The organism is Pseudomonas sp. VA159-2 (assembly GCF_024126635.1).
Lineage (GTDB): Bacteria > Pseudomonadota > Gammaproteobacteria > Pseudomonadales > Pseudomonadaceae > Aquipseudomonas > Aquipseudomonas muyukensis.
In genome coordinates, this window is record NZ_JAMYBV010000014.1 from 1 (window position 1) to 12556 (window position 12556).

Here is a 12556-nt window from a genome sequence, read left to right on the forward strand (position 1 = left end):
ACGCAGGGGTTTCTTTTTGGTTGGCATACATGCACCTCTTACTCATGTTATGCCCGAACACAAAATTTCTGACACCCTCCCCTTTCGCGACACAAGGCCGCTCCTACAATGAGCCGACAGATGACCGACAACCCCCTGGCAGCCCTCGACCAGCTCCGCCCCGCCACCCTCGAGGCGCTGCTGGCCAGTGTGTCGCTGCTGCTGCCGATCCTTGACGCCATCCCCAACGCCGCCATCTTCATCAAGGACCCGGCCGCCCGCTACGTGCTGGCCAACAACACGCTGGTCCAGCGCTGCGGCCTAAAACGCCTGCAACCGCTGCTGGGCAAGACCAGCGCCGAAGTGTTTCCGGCACAGCTGGGCCCCGGCTATACCGAGCAGGACCGTCGTGTGCTCAAGGAAGGGCTGGTACTTGAAGACCAGCTGGAGCTGCACCTGTACGGCAGCCGCGAGCCCGGTTGGTGCCTGACCCACAAGCGCCCGCTGTACAACCAGCTGGGCGAAATCATCGGCCTGGTCGGCATCTCGGTCGACCTGCAATCAGCCGCCGACAGCCACCCCGCCTACCAGCGCCTGGCGGCGGTGGACGAACACATCCGTCAGCACTTCCACCAGCCGATCAGCCTGGGCGAGCTGACCCGCATCGCCGGCATCTCGGTGGCGCAGCTGGAGCGCTATTGCAAGAAAGTCTTCCACCTCACGCCGCGGCAGATGATCCACAAGGCGCGTCTGGAGCATGCCCATCAGTTGCTGCACAGCGACCTGCCGATCATCGAGGTCGCCCTGCGCTGCGGCTACACCGACCACAGCGCCTTCAGCCGGCAGTTCAAGCAACTGACCGGCTTCACCCCGCGCCAGTATCGGCAGGCGACGGCTCAGGAAGACTGAAACAGGGCTTTTGCCTCGTCGAAACACTGCTCGGCGATGGCCGAGCGGGGTTCGCTGCGGCGCAGCAGCAGGCCGATCGGGCTATGGATGCTGGCGTCCTGCACGGGGATGATGCGCATGTGCTGGCTCAATTCTTCCAGCCCGCAATCGAGCGGCATGATCGCGCAGCACAGGCCGGTATTGATTGCCTGGATCAACTGGAAGGTCGAGTCGCTCTCGAGCACGGCATTGGGTTCCAGGCCCCGGCTGCGCAAGCTCAGGTCCAGCGACTGGCGGTAGTGCATGCCCTTGCTCAGCAGGCCCAGCGGTAGCTCGCCGAGGTCGTCCCAGCGCAGGGACTCGGTCTCGAACCGGAAATGCCGGGTGTCGTGCAGCAGGCCCATGGTGGTGGTGCTCAGCTCGATCACCTCGAAGAAACTGGTGTTGACCTGGTCGAGGTAGCAAATGCCCAGGTCGAGCTGGTTGCGGCTCAGGCCATCGATGACCTGTTCGGAGCTCAGCGACGACAGCTGGAAGTGCAGCTCGGGGTATTTTTCGCGCAGCGGCATCAGCAACGCCATCGGGTTGAAGCTGGCCAGCGGCACGGTGCCCAGGCGCAGGCTGCCGACCACCTGGCCGCGGCAGCTGGCGGCCTCGGCCTGCAGGCCGTCATGGGCGGCGAGCAAGGTGCGGGCCCAGGCCAGGATGCGCTCGCCGGCCTCGGTGAAGCCTTCGAAGCGCTGGCCACGCTTGACCAGCACCAGGTCGAGTTCGTCCTCGAGGTTGCGCAGGCGCATGGACAGGGTCGGCTGGGTGATATGGCACAGCGCCGCAGCCTGGCCGAAGTGGCGGGTCTGGTCGAGGGCGATGAGGAACTTGAGCTGTTTGATGTCCATGGGGCGGCCTGGGTTGCAAGGTGTGATGACCTTAACCAACAGTGAAGCATCTGGCTAATCATTGATGGCAAAATCGCCGGCCCAGCTCGGCTTGCACCTGCCCCTGCCGGCGAGGCCAGCGCCGGCGCAGGTCATGGCGCAGGCGCTGGCTGTTCGGCCACGATGGGCGCTTGCATGCGCCTGAACCAGGTCGACAGCAGCACCCACAAGGCGGCGAACCAGGCAGCGCGCTGCCAGAATTCGCCGGCCAGGCCCCTACGGGAAGCGCACCCGCAATCAGACCCCCTGCGGGATCTCTTCGCCACCCAGGGCCTCGAACAGCAGCGGCAGGAACTCGGTGAAGGTCATCATCATCAGGGTGAAGCTGGCGTCGAACTGCTGTTGCGCCTCGTCGCCCCCGTCCTGTTCGGCCTGCTCCTGGAGCAGCTCCTCGAACTTCAGGCGCTTGATCACCATCTTGTCGTCGAGCACGAACGACAGCTTGTCCTGCCAGGCCAGGGCCAGCTGGGTGACCACCTTGCCGGTGCTCAGGTGCAGCTGGATTTCCTCGCCGGTCAGGTCCTGGCGCTTGCAGCGAACGATGCCGCCATCTTCGGCGGTGTCGCGCAGTTCACATTCGTCGAGCACATAGAAGCCCTCGGCGGCCTGCTGCGACTTGACCCAATCGGTCATGGTCGCGCTCGGCGCGATCTTCACCGTGGCCGGGCGCACCGGCAGCGAGCCGATCACTTCACGCAGGGTCGACAGCAGGTCTTCGGCGCGCTTGGCGCTGGCCGAGTTGACCAGGATCATGCCCAGGCGCGGGGCGATGGCGGCGAAGATCATCGAGCGGCGGATGAACGCACGCGGCAGGAATGCCTGGATGATCTCGTCCTTGATCTGGTCGCGCTCCTTCTTATAGACCTTGCGCATCTGCTCGGTCTCGATTTCCTCGACCTTCTCCTTGACCGCATCGTTGACCACGCTGCTGGGCAGGATGCGTTCTTCCTTACGGGCGGCGATCAGCATGAACTCGCCGCTGACGTGCACCAGCGGGGCGTCCGCGCCCTTGCCGAACGGTGCGACGAAACCGTAGGTGGTCAGTTCCTGGCTGGCGCAGGGGCGGGCCGGCTTGCTGGCCAGGGCGGTTTCCAGGGCTTGCGCCTCGAAGGGGACTTCCTGGGTCAGGCGATAGGACAGCAGGTTCTTGAACCACATGAGGGGGGATCTCTCCTTAATACATAAGGCGGGCATTATTCTCCGAGCGGCGGTTGAAGGCCAACCCTGTCATACGGCCAGCACCTTATAGAGAGGAAGAAACACCCGGCATTGCTAGGTCTTTGAAAGGCCTGGGAATTTTTTTTAAAAAAGTTTAAAAAAGTGCTTGCCAGGGTGGCAGGCCCTCCGTAGAATGCGCGCCACACCGAGACGAAGGGTGATTAGCTCAGCCGGGAGAGCATCTGCCTTACAAGCAGAGGGTCGGCGGTTCGATCCCGTCATCACCCACCACTCGATGTATAGCGCGGCGGTAGTTCAGTCGGTTAGAATACCGGCCTGTCACGCCGGGGGTCGCGGGTTCGAGTCCCGTCCGCCGCGCCATATTTAGCTTCCAGGGCCCACTGAACACCCGGAAGCAACAGAGAAAGCGACCTTAAGGTCGCTTTTTTTGTGCCTGCCGTTTCTGCAGGCTGTGTTGGGGGCTGATGCCAAGGCATCCCAGCCGGCAGCCCCCAGGCACTCTCTCTCAGGGCTTTGTGCCCAGCCGCTCTTCCTCGCGCAACGTCAGCACCTCATAGCCGGTTTCGGTCACCGCCACGGTGTGCTCCCACTGTGCCGACAGGCTGTGGTCGCGGGTGATCACCGTCCAGCCATCGCGCAGGCCACGGGTACCGCGCCCGCCCTGGTTGATCATCGGCTCGATGGTGAACACCATGCCCGCTTGCAGTGCCAGGCCCATGCCCCGTTGCCCGTAGTGCAGCACTTCGGGCGCTTCGTGCATCTGGGTGCCGATGCCATGCCCGCAGTATTCGCGCACCACGCTGTAGCCCGCCGCCTCGGCATGGGCCTGGATGGCATGGCCGATATCGCCGAGGGTGGCGCCGGGGCGAACCTGTTCGATGCCTTTCCATAAGGCCGCGTAGGTGGTGTCGACCAGCCGCCGGGCCTGGTCGTCGATCTGGCCGATGGCGTACATCTTCGACGAATCGGCGATGTAGCCACCTTGTTCCAGGGTGATGTCGACATTGACGATGGAGCCCTCGCCCAGCACCTCGTCGGCCTTGGGCATGCCGTGGCAGACCACATGGTCCACCGAGGTGTTCAGCGCATAGGGAAAGCCGTACTGGCCCTTGCTCGCCGGGCGCGCCTTGAGCTGCTCGATGATGAAGGCTTCGGCGCGATCGTTGATTTGCATCGTGGTCACGCCGGGGCGGATGAAACCGTCGAGGTCGGCGAACACCTGTGCCAGCAACTGGCCGGCGCGTCGCATCAGCGCCAGTTGCGCGGCGTTCTTGAGGATGACCTGGCTCATCGCAGCAATTCCTTGAGGTTGGCTTGCTCCTGGCGCAGCAGTTGGCGTAGCAGTTCCTGGTAGGTGGCCTGTGGGTGCAGCTCGGCGAGCATGCCGAGGCGGATCCAGTGTTCGGCCTGGGCGTTGATCGAGCGCGACAGTGCGGCGCTGGCCACGCGCAGGTCTTCGTGGAGGTCGTCGGCGATCTTGACGATGCCCATGGTGCTTTACCTGTTTATATGAAACGTATGCGAATCATATAGTCGTGGCGCGGTTCATGCCACCCGCTGGTGCAGCGCTCCCTGGCGTGGTGCATGGGCAATCGCCCAGGCCGCGCGCTGCCGCATGGTTGCGGCGTGGCCAAGAGATGGCCCGGCTTTTGCTCGATGTCCTGCATACGGGCCATCAACGTCGATGGCTCCTTTTATCACGACGAAGGCGCCGTGTTGCCCTGCTTGCGATCAGCCAAGCGGGAGCAACCGGCGCCTTTGTCGTTCGTGCAGGAGAACGCCGATGAGCAGCAGCGAGGTGCGCAGTGTCTGCCCGTATTGCGGGGTGGGGTGCGGTATCGTCATGAGCGTCAGCGCCGGCAAGGTGACCAAGGTCAGCGGCGACAAACAGCACCCGAGCAATTTCGGCCGGTTGTGCACCAAGGGCCTGACCGCCCACATCCCGCTGGCCAGCGGGCGCATGGGCCAGGCTTTCGTGCGCCGCGAGCGCAACCAGGAGCCGGTGCGCAGCAGCCTCGACCAGGCCATCGCCGAGGCGGCGCGGCGGCTGCGCGAGATCATCGACAGCCATGGCGCCGACGCGCTGGCGCTGTATGTTTCCGGGCAGATGTCGCTGGAAGCCCAGTACCTGGCCAACAAGCTGGCCAAGGGCTTCATCCGCACTCGCCACATCGAGTCCAACTCGCGGTTGTGCATGGCCAGCGCCGGCAGTGGCTACAAGCAGTCGCTGGGTGCCGACGGGCCGCCCGGCAGCTACCAGGATTTCGAGCGGGCCGAAGTGTTCCTGGTGATCGGCGCGAACATGGCCGATTGTCATCCGATCCTGTTCCTGCGCCTGCTCGACCGGCTCAAGGCTGGGGCCAAGCTGATCGTCGTCGACCCCCGGCGCACCGCCACCGCCGACAAGGCCGACCTGTTCCTGGCGCTGCGCCCGGGCACCGACCTGGCACTGCTCAACGGCCTGCTGCACCTGCTGCACGCCAATGGTCACACCGATGCCGGGTTCATCGCCCGGCACACCGAAGGCTGGGAGGCCATGCCGGCCTTTCTCGAGGACTACACCCCCGACCGGGTCGCCGCCATCACCGGCCTGGACCCCGCCGCGATCCGCGAGGCCGCGCGGCTGATCGGCGAGGCCGGGGCGTGGATGAGCTGCTGGACCATGGGCCTGAACCAGAGTATCCACGGCACCTGGCACAGCAACGCGCTGTGCAACCTGCACCTGGCCACGGGCGCCATCTGCCGGCCTGGCAGCGGCCCGTTCTCGCTGACCGGCCAGCCCAATGCCATGGGCGGGCGCGAGATGGGCTACATGGGCCCAGGGTTGCCCGGCCAGCGCTCGGCGCTGGAGGCCGGCGACCGCGCCTTCGTCGAGCGGCAATGGCAACTGCCGGCCGGCACCTTGCGCAGCGAGGGCGGGGAGGGCACGGTGGCGTTGTTCGAGCAGATGCAGCGCGGCGAGGTGAAGGCCTGCTGGATCATCTGCAGCAACCCGGTGGCCAGCGTCGCCAATCGCCAGCAGGTGATCGACGGCCTGCGCCAGGCGCAATTGGTGATCAGCCAGGATGCCTTCCTCGACACCGAGACCCAGCGCTACGCCGACATCCTCCTGCCGGCGGCGCTGTGGGCCGAGGGCGATGGGGTGATGATCAACAGCGAGCGCAACCTGACCCTGGCGCCGCGGGCGGTCGAGCCGCCCGGCGAGAGCCTGGAGGATTGGCGCCTGATCGCCCGGGTGGCCAGTGCCATGGGCTATGCGCAGGCGTTCGACTACCCCGACGCCGAGGCGGTGTACGACGAAATACGCCGTTTTTACAACCCAGCCAGCGGCTACGACCTGCGCGGTATCGGCTATGCCGACCTGCGCCAGGGGCCGCGGCAATGGCCGAGTGCGCCAGGGCGCGAGGACGACCGCAGCCCGCTGCGCTATGTCAGCGAGGGGGCGCTGGTGTTTCCCACGCCCAGCGGCAAGGCGCAGTTCTTCGCCCGGCCCTGGTTGCCAGCGGCGGAGCTGCCCGACGATGCCTTCCCCTTCGTGCTCAATACCGGCCGGGTGCAGCACCAATGGCACACCCTGACCAAGACCGGCAAGGTGGCCAGCCTGAACAAGCTCGCGCCCGGCCCCTTCGTCGAGATCCACCCCAGCGACGCACTGCGCCTGGGCATTCACGACAAGGACCAGGTGGGGTTGCGCTCGCGCCGTGGCCAGGCGCGGCTGCCGGCACGGCTCAGCGATCGGGTGCAGCCCGGCAACTGTTTTGTGCCGTTTCACTGGAACGACCTGTACGGCGAGGGCCTGGCGATCAATGCGCTGACCTGCGACGCGGTCGACCCGATTTCCCTGCAACCGGCCTTCAAGCACTGCGCCGTGGCCCTTGAACGGCTGGCCGGCGAACGTATCGAGGCCCTCGACCTGAGCCAGCCGGAGCCTGCGACCATGCCCACTGCCACCCTGTCCCGCCTGCTTGGCCTGGAGGCGTTGCCGGCCCCGGTGTTGGCCGAAGACGAGCGCCACTACCTGCAAGGCTTTCTGCTTGGCCTTGACCAGGGGCAACGCCTCGGCGTGCCCAGCCTGCCACCCGGCGCGCCGTTGGCGCCGGCCCGGCGGCTGTTCGTCGACGGCCTGCTGGCGGGCCTGTTCAGCCCGGCGCAGGCTACGCCGGGGAGCACCGCCGAGGCCCCTCGGCATCATGTGCTGTGGGCCTCGCAGACCGGCAACGGCGAGGGCCTGGCCGAGCGCTGCGCGCAGCGTTTGCGCGAGGCGGGATTGGCCGTGGCGCTCAGTTGCATGGAGGCCATTCACCCGGCACAACTGCAGGGCGCTGCCAGCCTGGTGCTGATCGCCAGTACCTTCGGCGATGGCGAGGCGCCGGACAGTGGCGCGGCATTCTGGCAGGCGCTGCAGCAAGAGCAGGGCAGCCGCTGCGCCAGCGTGCCTTATGCCGTGCTGGCCCTGGGGGATTCGAGCTATGAGCAGTTCTGCGGTTTCGGCCGCAAGCTCGACCAGCGCCTGGCCGACCTCGGTGCCCGGCGCCTGCTGGCGCGGGTCGATTGCGAGCCCGATTGCGAAGCGGCGTTCACCGCCTGGCTGGATGCCTTGCTGCCGCAGCTGGGCGGTAGCGCGCTGGCACCTGCCGTGGCGCCGCCGCCAACCCGCATCGGCAAGCATCAGCCCTGGTTGGCGCCGGTGCTGGAGAACCGCTTGCTCAATGGCCCGGGGTCGAGCAAGGAGACGCGGCAACTGGTGTTCGACCTGCGCGGCAGCGGCCTGAGCTACCAGCCTGGCGACGCCCTGGGGGTATGGCCGCGCAATTGCCCGGACCTGGTCGATGAGCTGCTGGCCTTGATGGCGCTCGATGGCCAGGCCCAGGTCGAACTCCAGGGCCAGGCGCCGATGGCGCTGCGCAGCGCGCTGGAGCGCCACCTGGACATCACCCAGGTCAATCGGCCGCTGCTCGAGGTGTTCGCCGAGCAGGCCGAGGGCCTGCGGCGTTTGTTGCGGCCCGAGTGCAGTAGCGAGCTCAAGGACTGGCTGTTGGGGCGGCAGCTGGCCGATGTCCTGCAGGCGTTCCCCCAGCGTTTGCCCCTGGCCCGCTGGCTGGCATTGCTCAAGCCCTTGCAGCCGCGGCTGTACTCGATCAGCTCCAGCCCCTTGGCCCATCCGGACCAGGTGCACCTGACCGTCGCCACCGTGCGCTACGGGGCGCGCAAGGGCGTGTGCTCGACCTTCCTCGCCGACCGGGCGACGGCCCTGGAGGTGGCGATTTTCCCGCAACCGTCGAAGCACTTTCGCTTACCGCAGGACGATGCCACGCCGATCATCATGATTGGCCCCGGCACCGGTATCGCGCCGTTTCGCGGTTTTCTCCAGGAACGCGAACAGCGCCGGGCGAGCGGTGGCAATTGGCTGTTCTTCGGCGAGCAGCACGGCGCCTGCGATTTCTATTACCGCGAACAGTTGCAGGCCTGGGCAGCGAGCGGGCACCTGCGCCTGAGCACGGCGTTCTCCCGCGACCAGGATGACAAGGTCTACGTGCAGCAGCGCCTGCTGGCGCACGGCGCCGAGCTGTGGCGGTGGCTCGAGGCGGGGGCGGTGGTCTATGTCTGTGGCGATGCCCAGCGCATGGCCAAGGATGTCGACGCGGCCCTGCGCCAGGTGGTGGCCGAGCACGGCGGCATGGCTGACGAGGCGGCGCGGGCTTATGTCGAGGCCTTGGCGCGGGACAAGCGCTATCGGCGCGATGTGTATTGAGTGCACCAGCCTGGTGAGCGTTGCACCAGGCTGGTTCAAGCGCCTGGATAGTACGGGCTGTGCCGGTGTTTGTCGGCAAGGCCCACTGCGACCGGTTTGCAGCACCTGTTGCCGGTAGGCGCCAGCCTTGTTGGCGAACCAGGCGCCGCGGTGCATGAGCGGGCAGGGCAATTGGCACAGTCCCTGCTTTGATCCCGCTACAACAGCCCACCGGTCAACGGCGATCGTCCAGGGCACTCAACTGATGAGTACAGGCAAAGGCGCCTGGAGCTTCGGCTCCAGGCGCCTTTTTGCGTTTTCCGTGAGCGAGGATCGGCTATGCAGGCAACAGCGAACGAGGCACAACGACCGCGACTGGTCATCGTCGGCAATGGCATGGTCGGCCATCACTGTGTCGAGCAATTGATCGAGCGCGGCGCCCTGGCCCGCTTCGAACTGCATGTGTTCGGCGAAGAACGCCAGCGCGCCTACGACCGGGTCCACCTGTCGGAGTACTTCACCGGCAGGTGCGCCGAAACCCTGGCCCTGTGCGCGCCGGGCTACTACCCGGACAACGGCGTGCACCTGCACCTGGGCGAGGCGGTAGTGGCGATCGACCGCCAGCGCCAGGAGCTGGTCACCGACGCAGGCCGCTACGGCTATGAGCAGTTGATCCTGGCTACCGGCTCCTACCCGTTCGTGCCGCCCATCGAGGGCTCCAGCGGCCATGCGCGGCTGGTCTATCGCACCCTCGACGACCTCGATGCGATTCGCGCCGCCGCCAGCGGTGCCCGTCGTGGCGTGGTGGTCGGCGGCGGCCTGCTTGGCCTGGAGGCGGCCAACGCCCTCAAGTCCTTGGGCCTGGAGGCCCATGTGGTGGAGTTCGCCCCACGCTTGATGCCGGTGCAACTCGACGGCGAAGGCGGCGCGGCGTTGCGCGCGCGCATCGAGGCGCTGGGCGTCGGCGTGCACCTGGCCCGCGCCACCCAGTCGATCAGCGCAGGCGAGCAGTACCGCTACCGGATGAACTTCGACGGCGGCGAGCACCTGGAAACCGACCTGGTGGTGTTCTCCGCCGGTATCCGCCCGCAGGACGCCCTCGGCCGCGCCTGTGGCCTGGCGGTCGCCGCCCGCGGCGGCGTGGTGATCGACAACCACTGCCGTTCCAGCGACCCGCGGATCTTCGCCATCGGCGAATGCGCTTCGTGGAACGGCAGCGTGTTCGGCCTGGTCGCCCCGGGCTACGCCATGGCGCGCACCTTGGCGGCATGGCTGATGGGCGAGGCGCCGAGCGGGTTCAGTGGCGCCGACATGTCGACCAAGCTCAAGCTGCTGGGCGTCGATGTCGGCTCGATCGGCGATGCCCAGGGCGCCACGCCGGGCGCGCGCAGCTACCGCTTCATCGACGAGGCCAGTGGCTCGTACCGGCGGCTGGTGGTGGATGCCAGCGGCAAGCAGGTGCTCGGCGCCGTGCTGGTGGGCGACAACAGCTACTACGACACCTTGCTGCAGTACGCCCAGAACGGCATCAAGCTGCCGGCCGACCCGGCCACCTTGATCCTGCCCCAAGGAGGCGGCGCGCCCGCCCTGGGCGCCGATGCCTTGCCTGCTGCCGCGACCATCTGCTCATGCCACAACGTCAGCAAGGGCGCGGTGTGCGCGGCCATCGACGGCGGCTGTGGCGACCTGGCCGCGGTCAAGGCCTGCACCAAGGCCGCCAGCGGTTGCGGTGGCTGCGCGGCACTGCTCAAGCAGGTGGTCGAGCACGCGCTGAGCGCCCGCGGCGTGAGCGTGGACAAAAGCCTGTGCGAGCACTTCGCCTACACCCGCCAGGAGCTCTATGCCCTGGTGCGGGTCGAAGGCATCCGCACCTTCGGCGACCTGCTCGCCCGCCATGGCCAGGGCCCTGTCGGCTGCGACATCTGCAAGCCGGCGGTGGGCAATATCCTCGCCTCGTGCTGGAACCAGCCGATCATGGACCCGGCCCTGGTGCCGCTGCAGGACACCAACGACACCTTCATGGCCAACATGCAGAAGAACGGCACCTACTCGGTGGTGCCGCGCATTCCCGGCGGCGAGATCACCCCCGACAAGCTGATCGTGATCGGCCAGGTGGCGAAAAAATATGACCTCTACACCAAGATCACCGGCGGCCAGCGCATCGACCTGTTCGGCGCGCAGTTGCACGAGTTGCCGCTGATCTGGGGCGAACTGATCGCCGCCGGCTTTGAAACCGGCCACGCCTACGGCAAGTCGACGCGCACGGTGAAGTCCTGCGTCGGCAGCACCTGGTGCCGCTACGGCGTGCAGGACAGTGTGGCCATGGCCCTGCGCCTGGAGGACCGCTACAAGGGCCTGCGCGCGCCGCACAAGCTCAAGTTCGCGGTGTCCGGCTGCACCCGCGAATGCGCCGAGGCGCAGAGCAAGGACATCGGCGTGATCGCCACCGACAAGGGCTGGAACCTCTATGTGTGCGGCAATGGCGGCATGCGCCCGCGCCACGCCGAGCTGTTCGCCACCGACCTGGACGAGCAGACCCTGGTACGGCTGATCGACCGCCTGCTGATGTTCTACATCCGTACCGCCGACAAGCTGCAGCGCACCTCGGTGTGGCGGGAAAACCTCGAGGGCGGCCTGGACTACCTCAAGCAGGTGGTGATCGACGACAGCCTGGGCCTGGCCAGCGAACTCGAGGCGCAGATGCAGCATGTGGTCGAGCAGTACGAGTGCGAATGGGCCAACGCCTTGAGCGACCCGGAAAAACTCAAGCGCTTCCGTACCTTCGTCAATGACCAGCGCGCCGACCCCGACGTGCACTTCGTCCGCGAACGCGGCCAGCGCCGTCCGGCGACGCCGCTGCAGCTGATTCCGACCCATGAGGAGGCTGTGTGATGAACCAGAGCAACAAGGCTGTGCAAGCGCAAACCACCTGGCACAGCGTGTGCGCTGCCCATGACCTGGTGGCCGACTCGGGGGTGGTGGTGTGGCATGCCGGCGAGCAGGTGGCGTTGTTCTATCTGCCGGGGCAGGCGCAGGCGATCTATGCCGTCGGCAACCGTGATCCGCGTTCCGGTGCGAATGTCATCGGGCGCGGATTGCTGGCCAGTCTGCAGGGTGAGCCCGTTGTCGCGTCGCCTTTGTACAAACAGCATTTCTCGCTGCGTAATGGCAGCTGCCTGGAGGATCCAGGCCAGGCGCTGCCGGTTTGGCGGGTGCGGATCCAGAGCGAGCAGGTTGAATTGTCCCGCGCCTGAATCTGCAGGGTGGCTCAATCCTGGTCAAGTGGGTAATGGCTGGCGCCATTGGCGTCGAGGTAGCTGGCCAGCTCCGTGTCGGCCGGGTTGGGTACGGCCCAGGCGTCGTCTGGCAGCCAATAGGTATCAGCACCCGTGGCCAGCAGGGTTTCGACCTTGTCGATGAACGCGGCGAGAAAATACTCGAATGATGAGGCGATCACCGTGACGGTTTCGGGTTGGCTTTCGCGATACAGGCCGATGAAGTGCGAGCCGTGGGCGTTCTTGCGTGCCAGGTAGCCAAAGCTTTCGCCGGTGCTGGTGCCGGCGAAAGCCCAGAATTTCATCGCCAGGAGGCTGTCCAGCGCCCAGATTTCCATGATGTTGTCGTACAGGTTCAGCCCCAGCTCAGGATTCTTGAAGCCGAGGAAGCAGTAATCGAGAACCGACGCGCCGTTGGTTTCGGTGAGAAAAGCCTGGTACTGGCGGTCGAGGCCACCGGTTACCTTGCCCATGTTCTTGAGCACCACCATGGCGCCCTGGCCGCGATACAGCTTGATCTTGGGATGACGCTCGGCCAGCAGCGCGAGCCTGTCTACCAGTACTTTCAT

Annotated in this window: 9 protein-coding genes and 2 tRNA genes; 6 read left to right on the top strand and 5 right to left on the bottom strand. The window is 66.3% G+C overall.

Annotation, left to right across the window (positions count from 1 at the left end; all coding sequences use genetic code 11):
* The first annotated feature begins 120 nt into the window (after window positions 1-120).
* Window positions 121-888 (top strand): AraC family transcriptional regulator, encoded by a 768-nt coding sequence (locus tag NJG22_RS15095; protein ID WP_253095602.1) that lies wholly within the window; start codon window positions 121-123, stop codon window positions 886-888.
* Here NJG22_RS15095 and NJG22_RS15100 read toward each other — a convergent pair.
* Both NJG22_RS15100 and rdgC read right to left on the bottom strand, forming a co-directional pair.
* Window positions 876-1763, bottom strand: coding sequence for a LysR family transcriptional regulator (locus NJG22_RS15100; protein ID WP_253095604.1), 888 nt, complete (start codon window positions 1761-1763; stop codon window positions 876-878). The genes NJG22_RS15095 and NJG22_RS15100 overlap by 13 nt on opposite strands.
* A 276-nt stretch (window positions 1764-2039) precedes the next feature.
* Window positions 2040-2960 carry a recombination-associated protein RdgC gene (rdgC, locus tag NJG22_RS15105; protein WP_134689345.1) on the bottom strand — a complete coding sequence of 307 codons (921 nt, stop codon included), beginning with the start codon at window positions 2958-2960 and terminating at the stop codon, window positions 2040-2042.
* Window positions 2961-3175: 215 nt separating this feature from the next.
* On the opposite strand from rdgC, the gene NJG22_RS15110 reads away from it, so the two are divergent.
* Window positions 3176-3251, top strand: a tRNA-Val gene (locus tag NJG22_RS15110).
* Window positions 3252-3264: 13 nt separating this feature from the next.
* Window positions 3265-3341: transfer RNA gene (locus NJG22_RS15115), tRNA-Asp, on the top strand.
* Window positions 3342-3486: 145 nt separating this feature from the next.
* Here NJG22_RS15115 and map read toward each other — a convergent pair.
* Both map and NJG22_RS15125 read right to left on the bottom strand, forming a co-directional pair.
* A complete protein-coding gene (gene map / locus NJG22_RS15120; RefSeq protein ID WP_253095606.1) occupies window positions 3487-4272 on the bottom strand; it encodes a type I methionyl aminopeptidase in 786 nt (261 codons plus the stop codon).
* The gene (locus NJG22_RS15125) at window positions 4269-4472 is read right to left on the bottom strand and encodes a ParD-like family protein (protein WP_134689341.1); all 204 of its coding nucleotides are present in this window, start codon (window positions 4470-4472) and stop codon (window positions 4269-4271) included. Before NJG22_RS15125 ends, map begins: the two co-directional genes overlap by 4 nt.
* Before the next feature lie 292 nt (window positions 4473-4764).
* Here NJG22_RS15125 and NJG22_RS15130 point away from each other — a divergent pair, with 292 nt between their 5' ends.
* The 3 genes from NJG22_RS15130 (at window position 4765) to nirD (ending at window position 11966) form a co-directional block, all read left to right on the top strand.
* Window positions 4765-8733, top strand: a complete 3969-nt coding sequence (locus NJG22_RS15130; protein WP_253095608.1) for a bifunctional nitrate reductase/sulfite reductase flavoprotein subunit alpha — start codon at window positions 4765-4767, stop codon at window positions 8731-8733.
* Window positions 8734-9051: 318 nt separating this feature from the next.
* The gene (gene nirB, locus NJG22_RS15135; protein WP_253095610.1) at window positions 9052-11604 is read left to right on the top strand and encodes a nitrite reductase large subunit NirB; all 2553 of its coding nucleotides are present in this window, start codon (window positions 9052-9054) and stop codon (window positions 11602-11604) included.
* Window positions 11604-11966, top strand: coding sequence for a nitrite reductase small subunit NirD (gene nirD / locus NJG22_RS15140; RefSeq protein WP_253095612.1), 363 nt, complete (start codon window positions 11604-11606; stop codon window positions 11964-11966). The genes nirB and nirD overlap by 1 nt, the downstream gene beginning before the upstream one ends.
* A gap of 14 nt (window positions 11967-11980) precedes the next feature.
* Here the strand turns inward: nirD and NJG22_RS15145 are convergent, their stop codons facing one another.
* Window positions 11981-12556 carry an SMI1/KNR4 family protein gene (locus NJG22_RS15145; RefSeq protein ID WP_253095614.1) on the bottom strand — a complete coding sequence of 192 codons (576 nt, stop codon included), beginning with the start codon at window positions 12554-12556 and terminating at the stop codon, window positions 11981-11983.